This window comes from Desulfonatronospira thiodismutans ASO3-1, from assembly GCF_000174435.1.
In the GTDB taxonomy this organism is placed as follows: Bacteria; Desulfobacterota; Desulfovibrionia; order Desulfovibrionales; family Desulfonatronovibrionaceae; genus Desulfonatronospira; species Desulfonatronospira thiodismutans.
In genome coordinates, this window is sequence record NZ_ACJN02000003.1 from 933,989 (window position 1) to 957,241 (window position 23,253).

Sequence of the window (23,253 nt, forward strand, 5' to 3'; positions counted from 1 at the left end):
GCTCTGTTTTGCTCAACCCTGGAAGCCTCAAATCAAATTCCAGTGTATTCCCGGTTTGATTTAACATGGGCCGAACAGAATAGACCCTGAAAACGGCAAGTTTTCAGGAAAAATATATACTTGAATACTGTTTTGTCCAGATTTATTTTTTCTTTTTTCTGCGCTTGACTTTTTTGCGTTTGGTCTTGGTCCTTCCAGGCACAGGCATTCCCTGACTGTTCATATCCAGCTGGGGCTGACCATCCTTGCCCACCATCTTTTTCATCATCTTCTGCATCTGGTCGAAGTTGGTCAGAAGCTGGTTTACATCCTGGACCGTAGTCCCGCTGCCCCTGGCCACCCTCTGCTTGCGCGAGGCATTGAAAATCTTGGGGTTGCTGCGCTCCTGCCGGGTCATGGAGTTGATCATGGCATCCATCTTGCCCATCTCTTTTTCCGGCATCTGCACATTCTTAAGCTTGTCCCGCATCTTGCCCATGCCGGGAATCATCTTTAAGAGCCCTTCGATGGAGCCCATTTTCTTCAGCCGGCCCATCTGCTTGCGAAAATCATCCAGGTCGAACTTGGACTTCTGGAACTTCTCCTGCATGGCCCTGGCTTCATCCTGGTCCATGTCTTCCTGGGCCTTTTCAATGAGGGTAAGTACGTCCCCCATGCCCAGGATCCTGGAAGCAACGCGGTCCGGGTGAAAAACTTCCAGGTCGGTGAGCTTTTCCCCGGTGCCCACAAACTTGATGGGCTTGTTGGTAATGGACTTGATGGAGAGGGCGGCACCGCCCCTGGCATCGCCTTCCATCTTGGTCAGCACCACCCCGGTAATGTCCAGCAGGTCATTGAAGCGCTGGGCCACTGTAACCGCGTCCTGCCCGGTCATGGCATCGGCCACGAAAAGTATCTCATGGGGGGAGCACTTCTCCTTGATGGAAACCAGCTCCTGCATGAGGGTCTCGTCAATGTGCAGACGTCCGGCGGTATCAAATATCACCGCAGTATATGCCTTCTGCCTGGCTTCTTCCAGGGCGCGCATGCAGATATCCACCGGGTTGTCGCTGGAGGTGGAAGGATAGGCGGGCATGTTCAGATCCCCGGCCAGCTTGTGCAGCTGGTCAATGGCCGCCGGACGGTAAACGTCCGCAGGCACAAGATAGGGCGAATATTTGAGCCCCTTTAAATGCAGGGCCAGCTTGCCCGCGGAAGTGGTCTTACCCGAGCCCTGCAGGCCAACCATCATAATGACCACCGGCGGCTTGGCCTTGAGGTCCAGTCCCTGCTGCTCGCCGCCCAGGAGTTCTTCCAGTTCCTCCTTGACAATCTTGACCACCTGCTGGCCGGGCGTAAGGCTTTTGAGCACCTCCTGGCCCAGGGCTCGCTCCTTGACCCGCTGGGTGAAGTCCTTGACGACCTTGTAGTTGACGTCTGCTTCCAGCAGGGCCAGGCGCACCTCGCGCATCCCCGCCTGGATATTCTGCTCATCCAGACGGCCGTGGCCCTTGAGCTTTTTAAAAACGGAATTTAACCGTTCAGATAGACTATCAAACATTTATATTGAATCACCCTTGAAAATGGACGCAAAAACGAAGTATATTAGCCTCGAACAAGGCACAAGTCAAGCAGTTAGAATCAGGCCACCTTTAGGGAAAGACCGTCGATTCTTGACTTACGCAGCTTCTCCACCCTGACATAAACAACAACCTGTCCAGCCTCTTTCTGAACCTGTGCAATCTCCATATTTCTGGAGGCCAACTCCTGATCATAATCTGGAAGCAGAACAAGCACAGCATTGTCAGGAATTTTTTCTTCCACCTCGGGATGTTCAAGCAGGTACAGCTCAAATTCAGTGGAAAGCTGCTGATTTTTCTTGAATAATTCTTCCCTGGTCATTTTTTTCTTCTCCTGAGATAGCTGCCTTCTTTCAGCCATTACCAACAGCCCGCACAAGCCCTGTCTCTGCCCTGCGGATGACTTCCTCGGAGATGCAGAAAGAAAAGCGCACAAAACCGGGGTATCCAAATCCCGACCCGGGTACGGCCAGGATATTTTCTTCGAAAAGATCCCGGACGAATTTCTGATCATCTCCGTCCGGAGCCTTGGGGAAAAAGTAAAATCCGCCCTTGGGCAGAGAAAACTCCAGTCCGGCCTTGTCCATGATTTCGGCCATGGCCTGCCTTCTGGCGGAATAAACCCCGGTATCCACAGTGACATGCAGGGCCTTTTCCAGGAGGATCTGACCGATAACCGGAGCGTTTACAAAACCCAGGATACGGTTGGTCAGGTTCAGACCCTGAAGCAGCTCATCTCCTCCGGGCATTTCCGGGTGCACCGCCAGGTACCCTACCCTTTCTCCGGCCATGGACAGGCTCTTGGAGTAGGAACTGACCACCAGGCTATAGGGATAAAGAGCCATGACCGGAGGCACCACTGTGTCGTCATAGGTCAAAAAGCGGTATGGCTCATCCGAAATAAGCAGAATGGGCTGTCCGTACTCTTTGCTTTTGTCCTCAAGGATTCTTACCAGGCCTTCCAGCTCTTCCCGGGAATACACCTGTCCGCTGGGATTGTTGGGGGAATTGATGAGCACCACCCTGGTATTGGGAGTTATGGCCCTTTGCATGGCCTCCAGGTCCAGCTCAAAGCTAACCGGCTTCGACGGGACCGGCACGAAGACTCCCTGAAAATTTTCGGTATAAAAATAGTATTCCACAAAAAATGGGGCCGGGCAGACCACTTCATCCCCGGGACGAAGCACGGCCCGGAAAAAGGCATTGAGCCCGCCGGCGGCCCCGCAGGTGACCACAATATTTTCCGGGGCAACCTCGGTGTCCTGTTCCCTGGAAACTACCCCGGCCAGGGCCTTGCGCACTCCAGGCAGTCCTGCGTTGGGCATGTATCCCAGGGCGTAGGGCTTGCAGGCGTTTCTGCCCAGCTCCTCCAGTCCCTGCCCCACTTCAGTCGGTGGAGGCAGATCCGGATTGCCCAGGCTGAAATCAAAAACATTTTCCGGCCCGTATTTCTGCTTTAATTCGCTTCCGGCCTCGAACATTCTCCTGATCCATGAGGCTTTTTCCAGATAATCCGCCACCTGTGGATTCAAAACAGACATATATTCTCCTTTACATATTTTTACGAAACAACCAGTCCCTGCTTCTTGTACTCGCTCAATTTATTACGCAGGGTACGTACGGAAATGCCTAAAAGCTCAGAGGCCTGGGTGCGGTTGCCCCCTGTCTTTTTCAGACTCTTCATGATCATACGTTTTTCCATTTCATGTATGGGATAAATCTCGTCATCTCCCCCGGGGTCAATTGCTGCTACTGCTGCATCGTCTTGTGTAAAGGGCAGGGATTCTTCTTCTGCGTGGTTTCCCTGGCTTTCTTCGAGTATATCCTGAAGATCATCTTCTTCCAGGAGAAAATGCCTGGTGCGGATCACCCCTGACTGCCCTGCCAGCAGTACCGCCCTTTCCATAAGGTTTTGCAGCTCCCGGACATTACCCGGCCAGTCGTACTCCACAAGCCACCCGGCGGCCTCTTCATCCGGCTCCATGGCCGGCAGCCCGTACTGGGTGCTGTAATGGCGGATAAAGTGCCCGGCCAGGACCAGTATGTCATCTTTCCTTTCCCGCAAAGGAGGCAGCCTCAGGGGGATGACATTTAAGCGGTAAAACAGGTCCTGTCGAAACTCCCCCCTGCGGGCGCATTCCTCGATGTTGCGGTTGGTGGTGGCCAGGACCCGGACATCCACCCGGACAGTATCCGTGCCGCCCACCCGGTCGATCTCGCTTTCCTGGAGTACCCGCAAAAGCTTGGCTTGCAGGGCCAGGTCCATTTCTGATATCTCATCCAGGAGGATGGTGCCCTGGTGGGCCAACTCGAACTTGCCCACTTTTCTGCTGATGGCCCCGGTGAATGCACCTTTTTCATGGCCGAAAAGCTCGCTCTCCAGCAGGTGCTCGGGCAGTGCGGCACAGTTGACCGCGACAAAAGGCCCGGCATGACGGGGACTGTTGTTGTGCAGGAACCTGGCGAACATTTCCTTGCCTGTTCCGGATTCACCGCTTATAAGGACCGAGGCCTTGGAAGAAGCCACCTGCCTGGCCAGGGCCATGACCTTCTGCATGGCGGGGTGCGACCCGATGATCTCATGCTTGCCCGGCTCTGAAACAGAAGTCCGGTTTTGAGCCTGCTGCGGGGATGAACCGGGCAGCACAGCCTTGACCTTATCCCATTGCAAAGGGGCAAGCCAGTAGTCGCCGGCACCGGCCTCCAGGATCTGCTGAGCCTCACGGGCAGTGCCCTGCTCAGCCACGGCAATAACCCTGCGCTGCATCTCCTGGCTCTCCAGGGCGTCCAGGAGATCATGAATCCTGAAGCCGGGCATGGCTACCTGAGAAAAAATCAGGGCCGGGCTTTTCTGACTGATAATTTTCAGTGCCCCTTCCAGGCTCTCGCTCATGAGAAGCTCGTACCCCTCCTGTCTGAGCCTGGACAGAACAGGGCTTATCAGTTCGGATCTGGCAATGAAAAGGATTCTCTTTGAAGACATGACTTGGGCAACATACAGGCATTGCATCAACTTTTCAATGCATATCTGTACTCCCGGGCCGCATAAAATGGTTTTTTAACCGGAAAACAATGCTCGTCCACCGGATAACCGGGTAGACTTACGAGGTTTTCATGCAAAGAAATGAGCTTGCGCAACTGCTTCAGGACCTGCTGGACGGGCACACGTCCATGGATAAGGCCATGGAACGTATAGGGCTGGAGCCCTACCTGGAAACCGGTCAGGGGCTGAACCTGGACATGCGCCGCGGGATACGCACCGGCATCCCGGAAGTCGTATTTGGTGCGGGCAAGAGCAAAAAGCAGCTTTTCACGGCAGTAAAGCACCTGGCCGGCAGACAGCAAAAGGTCCTGGTAACCAGGCTGGGCGCGGATGCCGGAAACGCCCTGGCTCAAGAGTTCCCTGAAGGCAGATATTTTGAAGTACCAGGCCTGTTCGAGCTCAACAGCAGCATCGACCTGGACCACCCCTGGAACGGGGAAGCCGAGGCCATGATTATATCCGCCGGCGGAGCGGACCTTCCGGTGGCCCTGGAAGCCTATGCCTGCCTGGAGTTTTTCGGGCACACTCCCGGCCTGGTTTCTGATGTCGGGGTAGCCGGGTTGCACAGGCTCTTTCCCCATCTGCCCAAAATCTCTAAAGCCAGAATCCTGATAGTCATAGCCGGAATGGAAGGTGCCCTGCCCTCAGTACTGGCAGGCCTCTGTCCTGTGCCCATCGTGGGCGTTCCCACTTCCGTGGGTTACGGTACCAGCCTGAATGGAATCACACCCATGCTGGCCATGCTCACCTCGTGCGCCCCGGGCATATCAGTGGTCAATATCGACAACGGGTTCGGAGCTGCCTGCTTCGCCTTCAAGGTGCTCAGTAGGCAAAGGGCAGAAAGCAGCTGAAAAATATTACTGCGCCAGGAAAACATGCGTGGCGGTGAATGCGCTGAAAGCAGCAGAGACTTCTGACACAGCTTTTTTATAAAAGCAGTTGACAGCTCCTTCTTTAAAAACTAACAAAAAAGTAGTGAACTGAACTACATTTAGAATGAAAAGGTAAAATCATGAAAACAGTGACAGCTTCTGAAGCCAATCGCAGTTTCTCCAGTATATTGCGCGGGGTAGCTGAAGGCGAATCATACACCATTATTTCCCGAGGCAGAGCAGTTGCAGCCATTCATCCCGGCGCGCCTGAGGCTGCTCAGCGCAGGCAGGCAAAATCTATCCTGCTGGAGCGTCTAAACCACCAGCCCATAACCGGGAACCGGCAGTGGACCAGAGAAGAGCTTTACGAGTGATGATGCAAACCAAAACCCGCCTTGCTTTTAATTCATCCCGAACCAGCGGGCATAGCCCTGCCAGGCATCCAGCCTGTAGGAAATGAAATCAACTATCTCTTGATGCTCGGCCCTGCCGTTTCCCTGAACCTGCATGGCCGGTCCGAAATCCATGCGAATGGGCCTGTTGGGCCTGATCCAGCCGAAATCCTTGATTATGCTGCCCTGCCCCCAGGCATCGGTCTTCAGGGCCAGGGGCACCACAGGGACCCCGGCTTTTTTGGCCAGCTTGACACCCATGGAGTTGAAGCGCTGCAGATCCAGCACCCTGGATCTCTCGGCCTGGGGAAAGACCACCACTGAAATTCCCCGGTTAAGCCTGTCCAGTCCCTCCTGCATGACCACCTTGAAATCGTCCCTGGGATTTTGTCTTTTGACCACCACCGGGTCCCTGGAGATCATCACGTGCTTGAAGACCGGATAGCGCACCAGGCCCTCCTTGACCACGAAAGTCACCTGCCTGTGAGGACATACTACTGCTGCCAGGGCAAAGGTCTCCAGAGTGCTCATGTGATTGCCCACAAAGACGCAGGGTTCGTCCAGATCAATGAAGTTCTTCTTGCCCCGGATAATAAACCTGCAGTCCACCTTTTCCAGGTGCCGGAAAATGTCCACGCTTCTTAAAATCCAGTCATGGTCGGTAAACCCTTTCCATCTGGCTTTGGCCCAGGACCGCAAAACTGTGCCCAGCATTCTAGGATAAAAGTAAAGACTAGGGGTTCTGGAAAAAATCCAGGATGCCCCGCTTGGGTGAGTTACATAATTGTCCCGGTTTTCAGTAACGCTCATGGTTCTCACTGTCTCTCTCCAGCATCGACCTCCAGGCCAGCATTCTGATCCTGGAACTGCATTTCATATAGTTTTTTGTATAAAGAGCACTTGTGCAAAAGCTGTTCATGACTGCCCTGAGAAATTATGCTGCCCTGGTCCAGGACCACGATACTGTCCGCGGACAAAATGGTGGAAAGCCTGTGGGCAATCACAATGCTGGTGCGCTGTCGCATGAGGTTTTCCAGGGCCTGCTGCACAATGCGCTCGGACTCGGTGTCCAGGGCCGAGGTGGCCTCGTCCAGGATGAGCAGGGCCGGGTCCTTTAAAATGGCCCGGGCGATGGTGATGCGCTGCTTCTGCCCCCCGGACAGTCTCACTCCGCGCTCGCCAAGCACTGTGTCGTAACCATCGCTTAGCTCCATAATGAAATCATGGGCAAAGGCGGCCCTGGCCGCGGCCTCCACCTGTTCAGGCTCCGCATGGTCCAGGCCATAGGCTATGTTTTCGCTTACAGTTGTATTGAACAAAAAATTGTCCTGGGAGACGATGCCCATGAACCTGCGCAGGCTGTGCAGAGTGTACTCCGAGGTGGGCCGGCCGTTTATATACACCTCCCCTTCCTGCTGCACGTAAAACCTGGGCAGGATATTTATCAAAGTGGACTTTCCCGCCCCGCTGGGACCGACAATGGCAATCTTCTGTCCCTGAATGATATTTAGATTCACCCTGTCCAGGGCAGGATGCTGACTCTCAGGATAATAAAAGCTCACATTTTTCATCTCCAGGCTCTCAAAAGGAGGCCTGAGCTCCACATCACCACCTTTTTCTTCCTTTATCTCATCAGAATCCAGTACCTGGAACACCCGCTCCGCCCCGGCCAGGGCCTGCTGAATCTGCAGGTTGGTTTTGTTCAGTTTCTTAATGGGCTGATAAAGCATGAAAAGGGCTGTCAAAAAAGAAAAAAATGTGCCCGGCGTGGTCTCGCCAGCCATGACCTGGCTGCCCCCATACCAGATTATAAGGCCCATACCCACAGCCCCCAGAACCTCCATTACCGGGGTGGCCAGGGAATTGTACTTAAGCTGCTTAAGAGCATTGGCCACCAGTTTTTGATTTTCCTTTGCAAAATTCTGATGTTCCCGGTTTTCGGCTGCAAAGGCTTTGATCACCTTAATCCCGCTCAGAGTCTCCTGCAAAAAGCCTGTAATCTGTGAGAGCTTGACCTGCTTTTTACGGCCAAGCTTGCGGATCTTGTTGCTGAAATGTATAAACGGATATACTGCAAGGGGATAAATTACCAGAGAAATGGTGGCCAGAAAGGCGTCCTGATAGAAAACCACCACTAGCAGGCCCAGCATGGTCAAAAAGTCTCTTATGAGATCAATAAAATGGGGCAGGCTGGCTCTAAGCAGATTGACGTCATTGACTATCCTGGACATGAGCATGCCTACGCGATTATGGTCGAAGAAGTTCACCGGAAGTCCGGTAAACTTGTAATACAGCTCATTTCGCAACTGCTGCAGGACCTTCAGCCCGCAATAGTTCATAAGATATTTTTGCAGAAACTGAAATACACTCATGACCATTACAGCCATAAAGAGCAGAAAGGGGATAACCATCAAGGCCCTTTCGTCCTGAGCTATGAATATATCGTCCAGTGCCGGCTTTACCAGGAACGCTGCGGCTGCTGTAGCCCCTGAAACAGCCAGCAGAGAAAGCAGGGAGACAATAATATAAATTTTGTAAGGCACAAAATAACCCAGGCACCTTTTGACCAGAGGCCAGGTGTCCCCCTTAGGTTTATTATATTTTACTTTATCTTTTTTACTGTCGTCTTCCATGAAATTTCTCGGTTGAATGTTTGCAAAGGACAGGTTCAAGTCACTACGCCAAGAGACACATGTCAATACTAGCAATCGACAGTCTGTCAAGAACTCTGGTCTTGAAACTCCTTATCTGCCCGGAAGGTTTACTTCCTCCAGGCAGGCTTTACAGTCTTCCGCAAACTTTCTTGATCAAGGACGGTTAAGGTTTACTTTGCTTTTCAGAAACAATATAAGCCCCTGCAGCATGACTTCGGCACCTGAGGATATACCCATTGAACAAGCCTTCTTTCCACCCATCCAATACCATAAAGCAGATTCTTGAGTCCCTGGACCCCGAGCACTCAATAGTCAAGACCATCCGGAACAAAGAGCCCAGGATGGTTATGCACCTCAAAATAAAGGGGCGTGATTGTCTGCTCAAGGCCCTTACGACCCCATATCCCTGGAAAAAACCAGGACGACGTTTCAGGCTGCAAAAAGAGATATTTATTTACAACCAGCTGAATAATATCAGCCTTTTCTCATTTCTTTACCCCCAGGTACTGCATACTGACGGCAAAAACTACATCATAACGGACTTTATCCCAAACAACCCATCCCTTGGAAGAAATGACTCACTTTTTTACAATCAGGCTGTCAAGTCAATCCAGGATTTAAACACCTGCGACTTTCCCTTTAAAACTTTCTACTGTAAAGGCTGGGTGTGGGAACGAGTCAACAGGTGGAAATGTTCCAGATCAGCAAAAACCCTGCGCAACCTCCTGGAAGGGGCCGTTATCAAAGGGAATGTACCTGTATCTTCATGCCCCAGACTTTTGAGTTTCTGGGCCAAAGCCTTATTTGCAACAAAACAGCTGAAAAAACCCCTGCTGGTGCACCGGGATATTTTCAAAGCCAATATACTGCGCCCTGAACCGGACAAGATATATTTTGTTGATTTTGAAAAAGCAGGAATTGAGAAAAGGTGGGTCTTCGTGGACGCCCTGAAAATCGCCCAGGCCGAACCTTTGTTCTTTAATTGTAACGATAATAAACTAAATGGTTTCCCCCGATTTTACAAGTGTCTGCTTCAGCAATACTGGCAAGGTCTGCAGACACGGCGCACCGATATAAACCCGGATTTTCATCATTTCAAACTGCAGCTAAAATTCTGTCTTATGGGCTGGACCCTGAAAAAGCTGGTCAAGGAAAACCCTGGGCCAAAAAAAGCTAAAAATCTGATCAGATTCATGGAGACCGTGATCACAGGAGACGACAGTTGTTTTGATAAATGGTTCTCCAAACTGCCACGGTTGCCCGAGCCTTGACAGAAAGCCCTCCTGCTGACAAAAAGTCAAATATTATCAGGTTGCTTCAAAAAAACTATACACATTATGCCTGCTATCTCAAACAGTAATGAAAAATATAAAAAAAAATTTGAAAAAAACTCTTAAACGCATGAGCTATCCGGTTACAGCCGGGCTGTTCGTGCTTTTGGGCCAATTGGTCAGAAGAATGTCCCGGGGGCAGGCCTTGAGACTAGGCAGACTTCTTGGCTATCTGGCCTGCGACGTATTCAGGATCAGGCGAAATCTGGTACAGGACAACCTTAAACAGGCATTCCCGGAAAAAACAGAAACCCAAATCCAGCATCTTACCCGGCAGACCTATATTACCCAGGCCAGAAACGTAATCGAGCTCCTGCGCATCCCCCTGATTCGCAACGAGCAGGACGCCCAGGAACTGCTTGATATCCAGGCTGATGCCTCCTTTTATGAAGCCATAAATCAAAGCCGGGGTGCAGTGGTGGTTCCGGCGCACCTGAGCAGCTGGGAAGCAATAGCTGTATGCGCTGGGATACTTCTAAAACCCTTGCATATCGTGGTCAAACCGATTAAAAACAGATATCTGGACAGGCAAATCAATCGGTTGCGAACCATGCACGGCAACAGCCTTATACAAAAGGACCAGGCCCTGCGTCAGGGGCGTAGCGCCCTGGAGACAGGCGGTATTTTAGTTTTATTAGGCGACCAGTCCAATAAACATGGCAACTTTTATACCGAATTTCTTGGCCGCAAAGCCAGAGTGGCCCAGGGGCCGGCCTTTCTGGCTCTGAAGGCCGGATTGCCATTATTTGTAGAAACCTGCCGCAGCCTGGACAACGGGAGGTACCAGGTGGATATCAACCAGATCGCAACAAATGACCTCGACTACACCAGAGAATCCATCAGGACTTTGACTGTGCGCTATACAAGGGTGCTGGATAAGTTCATCCGCGACCACCCTGAAGAGTGGCTCTGGCTGCATGATCGATGGAAAAAACCAAAAGTCCGCAAAATCTAAAAAAGTTTGCCAGACTTCATGCTGCCCCTGTCATTTTAAACCTGGACAATATTGATTGTACCGCTGACTATGGCCATAATCTCACACAAAAATAAATTTATTTTTTTAAAAACCCGAAAAACAGCTAGCGGCAGTGTGGAAGTAGCTCTGGCTGGTGTGTGTGGTGAACAGGACCAGCTCTGCCCCACAGGCGATGGCAAAGAACTGGGAATCACCGAACAAAACAATCAAAAACCCCTGAAGCAAGTAGATGTAAAAGACCTTGGAAACTTTTTTGCTGCCATGTGGAAAAACACCATTAAAGCCGGCAATCCAGAGGTGCGGCATTCCTGGAACAAGACGCGGCGTATAATTAAAAGCAGCCATTTTAACGCAGAGAATATGCAAAAGGTTTGCGGAAAAGAAGTTTGGAACACATATTACAAGTTTTGTTTTGAGCGTAATCCCTTTGACCGTCTGGTCTCTTTTTACCACTGGCGAACCAAGAAGTTTAAGAATCCTCCTTCTTTTAGAGATTTTGCCCTTGCAGTTATTGGGAAAAACAAAAAGCAAGCATCCAGGTTGAAAGCTACCAACTTTTCCAACAGGCCCTTTTACGAAATTGACGGCGAAATTGTTGTGGATAGAATATTTCACTTTGAAAATCTGCACGAGGATTTGAGTACTTTTTTCATGTCCAAAAAAATACCCTGGAATGGTGAATTGCTGCATACCAAGGCGGGATTTCGCCCCAAAAAGGATTACAGGGAATACTATGATCCTGAACTGCGCAGGCTATGCGAAAAAGCATTCAAATTTGAAATGGAACATTTTAAATATGAATTTTAAGCCTGGATGCAAACATTTTTTTGCTGCATTCAATAAACATATTAATGACTGAAAAAAGTTGTCATCATCGCCGATACGGAAGTCTTTATACATTATACCTTGATCAGCAGGCAATTGAATTTCTTGATTCCGGGCTGAGTCCAGAAGAATGGTTCCGTTGCAATATCTGCAATATCAAGTCCGATGAGAAAAAAGAATCCGGCATTGTAAATATTTCCAGCAGCAAAGCAGTCTTTGTTAAACGATTTTTCATAGACAACGCATGGCAAAAGATACTTTATGCATTGTACAAAGACCAGGCCCTTCAGACTTTCAAGCTCTCTTTGGACATGGCATCTGCAGGCGTACCCATACCCAGGCCTTTAGCGGTCATAAGGGACCCTGAAAGAAAAAAAAAGTCTGTATACCTCCTTAGTGAAGCACTAAGGCATTACCGGACTCTAAAAAAAACAATCATAGACCTAAAAGATCCTGCGCAGGTCCAGGATGTTCTGGATTATTTAGCAGTTTTGCTTGCCAAAATGCACAATGCGGGTTTTTTTCACGGCGATATGAAATGGAAAAATATCATGATTGATGCCCGATCAAAAAATTCGGCTTGCTTCATAGATCTGGATACCGCCGGAAGACTAATTTCCCGCAGGGACAGGCGCTATGCCAGGGACCTGGCCCGTTTCTGCATTGATATACAGGAAAGCCTGCCCCAGCAAGAACAGGTATGTCGCTTCATAACGGCCTATTCGCGTTTTGCGACAAGAACCCCAAAGTCTATCATGGAGCATACCCTCCCCTATCATATGAAAATCGCTGCCAAACACAGGGCAAAGTATGGCATAGAGCCAACCCCACTAAAACTGGATCCATAAACATGTAACCATTCAGGGGTCTGTTACCGGCCATGGGACAGTCCCAGCGAAACTTTTCCTGCACAATACAAAAAGTGCAGACGGGAAATTTTATGAAACTGCATAATCATTACTTAGCGGGGACAGTCCCCTGGCCTTGTGCAATTAGTCACCACTGAAGACCCACTGAATGGTTACATGAATATCCTGTTTGTAAACACTTCAAGAATCTGGGGCGGCAACGAGAAATGGACTCATATGGCCAGCCATGCTCTGGCCAGCCGACACAATGTCCTTCTGGTTTACCGCTGTCCTTATCTTGGCAGTCGCTTCTCCATAAAAAAAATGAAGCTGCCCTTCATCAACAGAGTTGATCTTTTCACGCTGTATTGTCTTAAAAAAATAATACAAAGAGAACATATAGACATACTGATATCTACCAACAGAAAGCATTATCTTCTGGGTGTACTGGCCTCTAAAATCACTGGCTGTAGACATTTTGTACGTTGCGGAATAGTCTGGAATGTTCCGGATAATATATATAATCGCTTTTTGTTTCGTGAAATCGACGGCATAATAGTAAATGCCCGGGCAATACAAGACATGCTCATCAAAAGCGGGGTTGTTCGCAAAGACAAGATTCATGTCGTTTATAATGGACTGGATACTGACATTCTGGATAAATCAAAACTTAAATATAAAAGCAGGGATGAATTTGTTATCATATCCAGCGGCGAACTCGTGCCCAGAAAAGGCTATATTTTTTTGCTTCATGCATTTGCGAAATTTCTTAAAATGCAGCCAGACTCCAATGTTCAACTTATATTAATAGGCAAGGGAAGGCAGGAACAAGAACTCAAGTCTGTTGCAAAAAAACTTGGCATTGAACAACAGGTAACATTTGCTGGATTTCTGGACGATCCATACTCTTTGATAATTCAAAGCAATCTTTTTGTTTCAGTGTCACAAAATGAAGGCATCTCAAATGCCTTGCTGGAAGCTATGTACCTGGGTATTCCTGTTGTCACCACTCCTGCCGGAGGCAGCTTGGAAGTCATCTCACACGGGGAAAACGGTTTTTTGATTAAAAACAGCAGTGAAAAGTATTTAGCGGACATCTTCAGGCAGGCATACTTGAACAGCAGCTTATTTCAGGATATAGGACGTGCTGGCCAAAGTACAGTTAAAAGTAAATTTTCTTTAGCAAGCATGAGTTCTCATTTAGAAAACATATTTAAGTCATATTTAGGCAGAAAAAAAACTTAGTATGGCACACCAATTAGATAGTACACAACATAGAACATTATTGCATGTACCTGCTCGCATGGCAAAGTTGCTTCATTTTTTCCTGATCAGCACTTTTCCACAATCTTCCAGGGTAAAAAGAACTGATAACTTGTACCTGGAGGTTCTGGGACTGGGAGGACTTTTTCTTTTTCTTGCCACCCTGAACCTGTCAACTGACTTGAACCGTTACGGCGAGTTCATGCTTATAGCCGCTTTTGTGCTCAGTTGGAAATACTGGGGGAAAATCCTTGTAAAACAGCCGCTTTTCTGGCTGATGATAGCATTTGCTCTGTCCCTGGTTATTTCTACTCTAATCGGCATGCACCTGTTTCCAGAGGTCCGACACTATGCCGAAGCCAGAACCATGGCTAGATTCTGCCTGTTTGTTCCCATTGCTTGGTGGATTGGAACAAACCCGGCCTCTATCCGCAATGCTTTTTTTGTAGTGTGCCTTTTTTTCACCCTGAGCAGCATGATCTGGATTCTGGACTGGAACACCCTAAACTATTTCCTGGAAGGCAATAGACCAGAAAGAGGTATGCTCGGACCGGAGTCTTCAAGACTTGCGGGGGAATCAATTCTACGCTATGCAAGCTGGACAGGAATGCTCCTGGTGGGGGCAAGCGTGCTGGGCAAAGACCTTTTACCTGATACCTTGCGATCCGGAAAAATAAAGCTTCTTGGTTACCTGGTTTTTAGCATTATAATTGTCACCTTAATGCTGGGCACCTATGTAGTTCAGGCCAGGGGGGTCTGGATCGCTGTACTCATCAGCCTGTCTATTGGACTCATATGCAGATATTGCATTTTTCAGTCTGAACCAAAAACAACATTCAATAACCTGTCTATTCCGGCCTTAATATGCTTGATGCTCGTTGCCATGATTGCTTTAAATTTCAACAAAATACAAGATCGCTTTCTTAGAGATCAGGCAAATATTACCAACCTGCTGACTGGGCAAATAGAAGAAGTGCAGACCCGCTCGGTAGGATACAGGGTACAAATGTACCTATGGACGCTTGAAGCAGAACACAGTTTTTTTGGAAAAGGAGCCCGAGCGATACAAGCTATCAATGACAGCGATAAACTTAGTCAAAAATACAACTGGGAAGTAGGCAAAACACATCTTCACAGCGATTATCTGGCGATTTTGTATCGGTTAGGCATCATTGGAATGCTTATTGCAACTTCAATATTTTGTATTACAACAATACAAATTCACTATAAATACAAAAAAAGAATGATAAGCCCCTCATTCTATGTTTTTTTTATAACTGCTACAATTTACATTCTCATAGCAGCTACAACAAATATTAATATTCGAAATCATGCATTTTATGCTATACCATATGCAACGTTTTTATCTATAATATTAATGTCTAATGAATAAAATAATTCTATAAAAAATAGTGCAAATTATGATCAATAAAATACTTATCTGTAATTGCTTTATAGCAATACATATTATATATACACATTTGTGTTAGACATAAGAACATAGAAACTACTATTTGTTTATATTTGAGACAATATATATTCATTAATTGATAGATATGAATAGAAAAATAACATTACATATCGGAATGCCTAAAACAGGATCGACCTGGTTACAGCATGAAATACTGCCAAAAATGAAATCTATCGATGTGTGCTACAAAGAAGAGTTAAGAAAGTGCATGCTTCACTGGTCAAATAAAAATATCCTGATCAGTTATGAAAATTACGTTGGGTTTCCCCATATCAAGGAAGCAGATGTACAACAGGGATGGATAGATTCCAGAAAAAGGTCTCTTTGCAATCTAAGTTCTTTTTTTCCTGATTCAGACATTATCCTAATAGTTCGAAAACAAACCGAATTACTAAAATCTCTTTACAACCAATACATAAAAGTTGGCGGCAGCATTAGCTTTCATGAGTATATTTCAGGAGAACATCCTTATTCGATAAACATAAATGCTTTAAAATATATTGAACTGTTAAATCAAATACAGCAAAAATTTTCAGGTTCTGTACTAATTGTAGATTACAATTTTATGAAAAGTCACGTTGAGGAATTCGGTAAAGTATTTTTAAGTTTTGTGGGGTGCAACGACTTGATAGACTTCAACAAACACTCTGGACGCAAGGTAAACACCAGCCTAAGCAACGCGCAAATAAAAAATATGCTCAGATTTAACAGACAATTTCATACATACTACTCACCGAATGGATATAAAATGTTTAGACGCAAAACATATAAAAAGATACGCACAATTATACTTAGACTAACAGATTTTGCATATGGCAATAAGCAATATGATATCTTTCATAAAGACGATATAGAAAAACTTGAGAATTTTTATGATGACGATTGGCGTGATACACAACAAATAACAAAAGGACGTTTCAAAATAATTAACAATAAAATTTATTAATTTTAATCACTAGATTAAGAATTGATGATTTACAAAATACAAAAATAAAATTATAATTTAATTTTTTCCATTTAAAATGAATTATGTTTACTAAAAAAATAATAGAGTTTTGCACATCCTCTGTCAGTTAATTATCTATTTTATTTTTAAATATTTTATACTCATAAATGAATTTTATGTGCTCTACTAAAGATAAATGCCTTAATTTAAGCGCTTCATATATCTATTTTTTTGTATTATAACATTAAATTAATCATGCCAAAGACATCTCAACACACTATCAGCATTACAGTTATTATTCCTACGGCAGACAGGAATCACACACTTGATCGCGCCATTAGATCAGTCTTGAATCAAACCTTGAAGCCGGATAAAATAATTGTGGTGGACAATGGGTATCAACATGCTGAAACTCACGAAGATATCAAACAGCAAGTACATTTCATAAAGACCATGCCAAGACTCGGTCCTGGGAAAGCGCGTAATGCCGGGGCTGCTATTGCTGAAACTGAATATATTTCATTCCTTGACGATGACGATGTATGGGAGAAGGATTACCTTAAATACAGCATTGAAGCCTTAAAAATTACCTGTGCTGACGCAGTTGTTGGCCAGCTTAAAAAAGCGGATCCTCATGGCCAGGCCAAGGCTTACAAGATGTTTCCGGCGGACCCAAAAAAGCAGCGCAAGGTTTACTTTAAAAGTCCAGGTTTTGGGGGACAAAACTTAGTAATCAGCAAAAAAATGTTTGCACTTGTTGGCGGATTTGATGAAACCATGCCCGCCTCTGTTGACCGGGATCTAGCAGCAAAAATTATTGAGCATAGAGGCTTTATAGTACCTCAGCCTTATTCTGTTGCTGTTTTGCATAATCATGAAAGCGCTAGGGTTAGAGACAATATCGTGCTTGGCAATATAATGTTCATACAAAAACACTGGAAACACATGACTTTTTTTGAAATTTTTATGGCATTCAAAACATTAATTAAACGATATTTAAAGCTAAAATTAAAGCATAGAAATATAAAGACCTTATTTAAGATGTGACTGTAAAAAGTCATTTTTGCAGTCACATATTTAAGAGATCAGACGTCAGATATCAGTAAAAACAAAGACTTGTATAGATTTTTTTTGGAATCATTCATTTTCTCGACTTTTTGCAGGTGCATCATTTAACCATTCAAAATAATTTAGCAAACACTTTTTATAAATAAATATATGAGATGCAACTGCAAAAAGTCATTTTTGCGTAACCATTCAGGGGGGACCTCGGTGGTGGCTGGTGGCACAAGGCCAGGGGGACTGTCCCCGCTAAGGATGACTATGAACCTTCACAAAATTTCGCGTCTGTACTTTTCAGTTGTGCAGTAAAAGTGTCGCGGGGACTGTCCCCCTGGCCGGTAACTGCCCCCTGAATGGTTACATTTTTGCAGTTGCAGGGGGCAGGAGTCGATAAAAAACAAAGAGTTATGAGCTTGCTTTATTGCTAAATTGTCGCAATCCGACTTTTTGTAGGCGCATCCTATAATAAATAATAGATAACTATTAACTTTAAAGTGCATTATTTTTATCAAATTTATTGTAACAGTTTATCAATTTTCATGTAACATGAGGACTGACTCTCCCTCCGTTTTTTTTAAGCCTGTCAATTCTCCTTCACATAACAAACGCAGGCGTTCATGTTTTTTATATTTTTAAATTTATACTTTTTAAGCTAATAGTTCTACTAACTGATACATGATATAATAACACTTCAATACACTCTTACAATTTTTGTTATTCGTAAAATATATATTTTATAGAACAAAATGCATTTGATATGAGTAAAACATATAGCAAATTAATAAATATATTTATACATATTGATCCATGATTATTAGTTATAAGCATAAATACATATTTATACATTGCCGAAAAACTGCTGGAAGCAGCATAAAATGTTTTTTAAATAAATACATAGGGCCTAAAGACATTCAGATAGGTTCATGGCACGAAGTTATACATAATCAAGGGTCATTCAACAGAAGATTCATTGTAGACTTGCTTGCTCCTAGATTGTTTTTTAACATATCTACCTGGAAAAATATTAAAAAAGGATTATGCAATAAAAATATTTACAAGCAATTAAACAGCATCCATAAAAAATACTACAATCTATACCACCCGTCAGCGTCCGATTTGGCAAAGTTTGATGAATCTGCTTGGAATAATTTTTTTAAGTTTTGCTTTGTACGAAACCCTTATGAAAAAGCTGTATCTGACTACATATGGCGCGTAAAAGCAAAAAATTTAGACATCAGTTTTTTAGACTTTCTTAAACATTTAGAATCTCCTAATCTTTATAAAGATGACCACATCGTACCCACTCAAATCGATAACTGGCCGATGTACACCATAAACGACAAAATTGCAGTAGATTTCATTGGAAAATATGAAAATCTATACCATGACTTTGAACAAATATGTAAAATAATAGGTCTTCCTTTTTACAAAAGCCAGTTCCCAAGAGTTAAACATTATGCTGACTATAAGTATAGAGAATACTATGGTGCCACGGAAAAAAGACTGGTTTCCAAGATTTACGAAAAAGAAATAGAGTGCTTCGGATATTCATTTTAAGTGCAAGTTAACCAAGAAGTCTCAGCCTAGTAAAAGCACACTTTGGACGATTTTTCAAACATGTAGCTTTTTTACTCTTCAAGTTATGGGATTACGCACCTGTTTAATTGGTCTGCTCAAAAAAAAGTCAATTCAGGCTTTGTATAACTCCAGCATGGTCATAGCAGATACTGAGTTTACCTGTTTACGCCCGCTGGGCCAGGAGACTCGTCCTGGGCTGACAAAAGCAGGTCGCTTATCTTTTTGTGCTATGCTGGAGGGACGGAAAGTTAAAATTTATGAGACACATTCACAACGCCAGACAAATTTGCGGCAAAAAATTCAGAATACAGTTTTTGGAAAAAGTTTTTTACCTGGAATAATTGCATCAGAGGGCACATATGTTGTCGAAGAATGGATTCATGGCACATCTGCCTTGACCAGCAAAGCCGGTATAAAAAAAACAGTCGAGACAATGATTCAGGTACTTTTGCAGGATCCAAAACTTATCAATTTGGCGCAGGAACAGGCCATGTCGTTTTGCTATCTCCAGAACTATCTATATCCACGGGTAGCAAAATGGAGTATTTTATCCCCTGTCAAAGACTTTACTAAAGAATGGCAGAAGCGTTTCGATGAACTTAGGCCGCACCTGCCCATTAGGATTTCTCACCCGGACCTTAGCCCTGCCAATATCATATGCCAGGAAGCTTCAGACAGGAAGGTGATTATCGACAATGAACTGCTTGGTTCCGGCTTCGGCTGGATTCTTGACTGGCACAACTCCCTGCTCAAAGAGCAAAAGTCAGTCTCATTGGAGCTTATTCAGCAGCATGTTCCAGAGGATTTTCTGGAAAAGACCTGGAGACTTAGGTTGCTGGGCTCAGCTTTGGACAGAGAGGACTACACTCAAGCGCTCAAGATTGCTAAAGGAAAATGATCATACACAAGTACACATAATGCCCTGGGAAACTCTCCAAAACAGTTCTCAGCAACCTGCTGCACAAACTTAAAGACATCACTATTTTCGAAACTGAAATTTTTTTGCAAGTATGAAAATTCTTTACCTGACACATTCCCAAATTCCCTCCACTTCTGCCAACAGCATTCAAGTCATGAATATGTGCCAGGCCTTTCATGCAAGCCATTCTGTTAGCCTTTTTGCCCGCCGCACTGAATATTATCCTGGTCATCAGAATATTTTCTCGTATTATGGCATTTCAGAAAAGTTTGAATTGCTCCTGCCTCAAAACAAATCCTGCGGAAGCATCAGTTCACTCTATAGCTACTGGTTTCTTTTGCATCTATTAAAAAGAAGAAAATTTGATATCTGTTTTGGACGCCATCTTAAATATCTGGCCATAGCAGGCTTTTTTGGCATGCCCATTATATATGAAGCCCATGAAATGCCAAAAAAAATCAAAGAGATGTTCTGGTTAAAGCGGGTGTTATCTTCGGACAGCTTTAAAGGCCTGGTATGCATTAGCGGTGTGCTCCGGGAAAAATACCTCAGGCTTTTTCCCGGATTGTCTGAAAACAAAGTCCTTGTAGCTCATGATGGTATCAACCTCGAGTTTTACGACAGCATCGCTTCTTTAAAGGACCAGCTTCCCGGACAGAATACTTACAATGTAGGTTACGTAGGCGGTCTGAAACCAGAGAAAGGCATTCAGCTCATTATTGAAACAGCCGGCATACTAAAAAATGCTGATTTTCATCTGGTGGGTGGAAGCCCTGCGGAAATTGACTACTGGGAGCAACAATGCCCGAACATGTTCAATATATTTTTTCACGGCCCTGTCACCCCGGAAAAGGCTGTTCAATATCAAAAATCCTTTGATGTACTGCTTGCTCCTTACCAGAAAAAATCCTGGACCAGTAGGGACGGCAAACTGATGGTTGAGGACAGCCCTGAAAGGGTTATTGGAAATTCTCCTTTGAAGTTTTTCGAATACATGTCTGCTGAAAAACCCATACTTGCATCGGATATTCCTGTGGCCAGAGAGGTGTTTACGCAGGGTGTGGATGCACTTCTGAGTGACAACAGTCCTGAACAATGGGCTGAGTGGATTCAAGTACTTATGCAGGATCGAAATTTTGCAGCAAGCCTGGCTCAAAACGCCAGACAAAAAGTGCACGGTTTTACCTGGAAGAAAAGAAGCCAGAAGATACTCAGTCGCTTTATGTCCTGATTAAAACACAGAAACAAAAAAGACTTTCAGCCTGATATCGCCTTTTTCCAAGGTTTTCTGACTGCTCTTTCGTCCTGGCGCTTGGCGGTTCTATCCATTACCATTCCAGCCATTTTTCTGGATTCTGCAGGGTTCAGACCTCTTTCCCGGCAGTATTCACTAAAAAATCTCATCCTGTCGGCATTGCTCACTTTGGCCCGGATATTTATCTGGTCCAGGTTTTTACAGACCGTCCTTGCAGTCAGCACTGGCAATTGCCTGGTATTTTCATTGTCAATGAACCAGAACAAAAATTTTCCAGCCTTCTCCTTAACCATAACATTGCTAAGACGGGTATCGCCATGCACAATGCCCCTGGCGTGCATCCGGCCCACAGTCCTGCCGAAATCCCGTATGAGACTGCGCTTACTGCCCAACGCCCTGGCAGAGTTGTTCTGACTGAGACTTTGCAGCAAATGTTTTAAAGAGGTGGCCCCTGCAACTTTTTCACATATAAACACACTGGAGGTCTTGAAAGGCCCAGACCTCTTTTCCATAAGCAAGACTGGCTTTGGAGCATAAAATCCATTGTGTCTAAGCATCAGGGTAGCTTCCAGAGCTCTTTTGCCTCTGCTGCTTCTCAAAAAATGCTTGAGTTGATCAAATCTGGACCTGAAAAGGTAGTGCTTTACAAAAACCTCCTTCACAATGTCCTGAACCTGCATAGAAGCTTGATAAACCCGGGCGTTCTGGGATGAAGCCACCCTGGTAAAACTGCAATCACTATTGCTGGCGCAGGCTAATACCATGTCCAGGAAATCCTGTGACGGGAGCGTGCCGTCAAAATAAACAAACCAGCCCCTGAAACTGACTTTATTTTTAAAAATTAAATCAGGCATAGCTTAATCAGCAGTCTCAGGAGCAAGCTCCATTACTGCAGCTTATTTTGTCTTAACTGCTGTACATTTCTCTGACTTTCTGCATGGATAGAGCAATGTCTTCTGCCAGGCCTTCTTTACCAGCCCTGCCTGCTTTTTGCATTTCAACCCAGCTCTGATGAATATGCCGGACTCTCACAGGAATGCTTTCAATCCCGGTAATCTGGGCAGCTGCCAGCCTGTGCCGTCCCCTTGAAGTCTTAATCAGCTCCCCCTTTTCCCCTATGATTACCAGCAGTTCATCATTACTTTTTTGTGCAAGAAAACCCTCAGCGCTCATACTTTCAAGCAGTCTGACATAGTCCTGAAAGTAGCTTTCCAGGTCCTCAAGGTTTTTAAGTCGATACCCCTTAACAGGCATCACTATCTCTTTGCCTGCATCAATCCTGTCTTTAAACAGCTTAAACCTTTTTGTGCAGGTATAGTCCAGGTTGTTGTCCCACAGTTCTTTTAAAAAAATGTATTTAAAATGCTCGGAAAACAACCTGGGCTTCAGACCTCCGGTAATTATAATCTTCTTGTCGTTTCTGATGAAATGATAAATACTTTTCAGTCCGATTTTTTCTAGAAACCGCAGCTTCCGCTGCCACGGACGGTATTTGGCAAAGTACCTGATATCCCTGGGATTAACCCTCATGTTCAGACTGCTTAAAATATCAGAACAAAGCTTGTCATGTCTGCGCATTTTCTGCCTGTAAAAAAGCTGCATGTGTTACGGGGACCGGCTCTGCCATCCCTTTTGAATGATTGCGCATGAACCACTACTTGAGTATGTTCATGACTGCATCCTTGACTTTATTGTATTCCCTGGGCCAGCGCTTCAGAGTCTTATGTCTGGCCATCCAGGGTATTCGGCTTCGGAGGTGAAAAACCATGTCCGGCTTCCTGCCCCCCAGGCCGTCTACCACCACCAGCCGGTCTCCATCACTCCCGGTCCTGAGCATCAGGTTTTTTATGTTTAGTTCAGAAATGACTACTGCATACTGGATTGCCCAGGTTCTCAGTTCATACAGCATGCCTTTGACCATATTCCAATCCAGCAAACCATGTTCTAAGGCGGACTTCAGGGTCATGGATGGGCTGCCATCCTGGTTCAGCACCCTTTGCAGCATTATGGCCGGCCCCATATTGGTCTCCACCCACCCCAGGCAGTCGACAGTATGCACAAAAGGAACACCTCTGGATTTCAAGCGGGCAGCAATGTAAACATCAAGTCGGCATTGCGGACAGTTTTTGCCCAGTCCTGGCTTAATGGGCACTTTAAGGCAGTGTCCAGTGGAGTCTGGATGCATATAGCACCGGCGCTCACTTCCTGTTGCCAGCAACAGCCCGTCATGCAGATTGAGTGTATTTTTGTTCACAACTG

22 protein-coding genes are annotated in these 23,253 nt (G+C 45.6%); 13 read left to right on the forward strand and 9 right to left on the reverse strand.

Annotated features, from left to right (window positions below; genetic code table 11):
• Positions 1-142 precede the first annotated feature (142 nt).
• The 4 genes from ffh to DTHIO_RS16285 form a co-directional block, all read right to left on the reverse strand.
• Entirely contained in the window at positions 143-1,540 is a 1,398-nt protein-coding gene (ffh, locus tag DTHIO_RS16270) for a signal recognition particle protein (RefSeq protein ID WP_008871355.1), read from the reverse strand.
• 80 nt (positions 1,541-1,620) lie between these two features.
• Positions 1,621-1,881: a DUF5647 family protein gene (locus DTHIO_RS16275; protein ID WP_008871356.1), complete on the reverse strand. Its 261-nt coding sequence runs from the start codon at positions 1,879-1,881 to the stop codon at positions 1,621-1,623.
• Between the two features lie 31 nt (positions 1,882-1,912).
• Positions 1,913-3,100 carry a pyridoxal phosphate-dependent aminotransferase gene (locus tag DTHIO_RS16280; RefSeq protein ID WP_008871357.1) on the reverse strand — a complete coding sequence of 396 codons (1,188 nt, stop codon included), beginning with the start codon at positions 3,098-3,100 and terminating at the stop codon, positions 1,913-1,915.
• Positions 3,101-3,120: 20 nt separating this feature from the next.
• On the reverse strand, positions 3,121-4,542 hold the full coding sequence (locus DTHIO_RS16285; RefSeq protein WP_008871358.1) for a sigma-54-dependent transcriptional regulator: 1,422 nt from the start codon (positions 4,540-4,542) through the stop codon (positions 3,121-3,123).
• Between the two features lie 131 nt (positions 4,543-4,673).
• Between DTHIO_RS16285 and larB the strand changes: the two genes are divergently transcribed.
• Positions 4,674-5,453 (forward strand): nickel pincer cofactor biosynthesis protein LarB, encoded by a 780-nt coding sequence (gene larB / locus DTHIO_RS16290; RefSeq protein ID WP_008871359.1) that lies wholly within the window; start codon positions 4,674-4,676, stop codon positions 5,451-5,453.
• Between the two features lie 161 nt (positions 5,454-5,614).
• The gene (locus tag DTHIO_RS16295) at positions 5,615-5,848 is read left to right on the forward strand and encodes a type II toxin-antitoxin system Phd/YefM family antitoxin (RefSeq protein ID WP_008871360.1); all 234 of its coding nucleotides are present in this window, start codon (positions 5,615-5,617) and stop codon (positions 5,846-5,848) included.
• Between the two features lie 27 nt (positions 5,849-5,875).
• Here DTHIO_RS16295 and DTHIO_RS16300 read toward each other — a convergent pair whose 3' ends face one another.
• Both DTHIO_RS16300 and DTHIO_RS16305 read right to left on the reverse strand, forming a co-directional pair.
• Positions 5,876-6,676 (reverse strand): lysophospholipid acyltransferase family protein, encoded by an 801-nt coding sequence (locus tag DTHIO_RS16300; protein ID WP_040419179.1) that lies wholly within the window; start codon positions 6,674-6,676, stop codon positions 5,876-5,878.
• Positions 6,677-6,681: 5 nt separating this feature from the next.
• Complete coding sequence (locus tag DTHIO_RS16305) at positions 6,682-8,499, reverse strand: ABC transporter ATP-binding protein (RefSeq protein ID WP_008871362.1); 1,818 nt, start codon at positions 8,497-8,499, stop codon at positions 6,682-6,684.
• A gap of 257 nt (positions 8,500-8,756) precedes the next feature.
• On the opposite strand from DTHIO_RS16305, the gene DTHIO_RS16310 reads away from it, so the two are divergent.
• From DTHIO_RS16310 to DTHIO_RS16360, 11 genes are all read left to right on the forward strand, one after another.
• A complete protein-coding gene (locus DTHIO_RS16310; protein WP_008871363.1) occupies positions 8,757-9,791 on the forward strand; it encodes a hypothetical protein in 1,035 nt (344 codons plus the stop codon).
• A 109-nt stretch (positions 9,792-9,900) separates the two neighbouring features.
• Entirely contained in the window at positions 9,901-10,806 is a 906-nt protein-coding gene (locus DTHIO_RS16315; RefSeq protein ID WP_208596430.1) for a lysophospholipid acyltransferase family protein, read from the forward strand.
• 69 nt (positions 10,807-10,875) lie between these two features.
• Positions 10,876-11,634, forward strand: a complete 759-nt coding sequence (locus DTHIO_RS23010) for a sulfotransferase family 2 domain-containing protein (RefSeq protein WP_008871365.1) — start codon at positions 10,876-10,878, stop codon at positions 11,632-11,634.
• 44 nt (positions 11,635-11,678) lie between these two features.
• Entirely contained in the window at positions 11,679-12,500 is an 822-nt protein-coding gene (locus DTHIO_RS20065; RefSeq protein WP_008871366.1) for an Mn2+dependent serine/threonine protein kinase, read from the forward strand.
• A gap of 177 nt (positions 12,501-12,677) precedes the next feature.
• On the forward strand, positions 12,678-13,745 hold the full coding sequence (locus DTHIO_RS16330) for a glycosyltransferase (protein WP_008871367.1): 1,068 nt from the start codon (positions 12,678-12,680) through the stop codon (positions 13,743-13,745).
• Position 13,746: 1 nt separating this feature from the next.
• A complete protein-coding gene (locus DTHIO_RS16335) occupies positions 13,747-15,156 on the forward strand; it encodes an O-antigen ligase family protein (RefSeq protein ID WP_083804025.1) in 1,410 nt (469 codons plus the stop codon).
• 163 nt (positions 15,157-15,319) lie between these two features.
• Complete coding sequence (locus DTHIO_RS16340; protein WP_008871369.1) at positions 15,320-16,180, forward strand: hypothetical protein; 861 nt, start codon at positions 15,320-15,322, stop codon at positions 16,178-16,180.
• Between the two features lie 255 nt (positions 16,181-16,435).
• Positions 16,436-17,227 carry a glycosyltransferase family 2 protein gene (locus DTHIO_RS16345; RefSeq protein WP_008871370.1) on the forward strand — a complete coding sequence of 264 codons (792 nt, stop codon included), beginning with the start codon at positions 16,436-16,438 and terminating at the stop codon, positions 17,225-17,227.
• 822 nt (positions 17,228-18,049) lie between these two features.
• Entirely contained in the window at positions 18,050-18,799 is a 750-nt protein-coding gene (locus DTHIO_RS16350) for a sulfotransferase family 2 domain-containing protein (RefSeq protein ID WP_008871371.1), read from the forward strand.
• Positions 18,800-18,884: 85 nt separating this feature from the next.
• Complete coding sequence (locus tag DTHIO_RS16355; protein WP_008871372.1) at positions 18,885-19,718, forward strand: hypothetical protein; 834 nt, start codon at positions 18,885-18,887, stop codon at positions 19,716-19,718.
• A 181-nt stretch (positions 19,719-19,899) separates the two neighbouring features.
• Positions 19,900-20,970: a glycosyltransferase gene (locus DTHIO_RS16360; protein ID WP_337833171.1), complete on the forward strand. Its 1,071-nt coding sequence runs from the start codon at positions 19,900-19,902 to the stop codon at positions 20,968-20,970.
• Positions 20,971-20,996: 26 nt separating this feature from the next.
• Here the strand turns inward: DTHIO_RS16360 and DTHIO_RS16365 are convergent, their stop codons facing one another.
• The 3 genes from DTHIO_RS16365 to DTHIO_RS16375 form a co-directional block, all read right to left on the reverse strand.
• Positions 20,997-21,758, reverse strand: coding sequence for a lipopolysaccharide kinase InaA family protein (locus tag DTHIO_RS16365; RefSeq protein ID WP_208596431.1), 762 nt, complete (start codon positions 21,756-21,758; stop codon positions 20,997-20,999).
• Positions 21,759-21,900: 142 nt separating this feature from the next.
• Positions 21,901-22,596 carry a hypothetical protein gene (locus tag DTHIO_RS20070; protein WP_008871375.1) on the reverse strand — a complete coding sequence of 232 codons (696 nt, stop codon included), beginning with the start codon at positions 22,594-22,596 and terminating at the stop codon, positions 21,901-21,903.
• Between the two features lie 52 nt (positions 22,597-22,648).
• Positions 22,649-23,248 (reverse strand): YrbL family protein, encoded by a 600-nt coding sequence (locus DTHIO_RS16375; RefSeq protein ID WP_083804027.1) that lies wholly within the window; start codon positions 23,246-23,248, stop codon positions 22,649-22,651.
• Between the last annotated feature and the right edge of the window lie 5 nt (positions 23,249-23,253).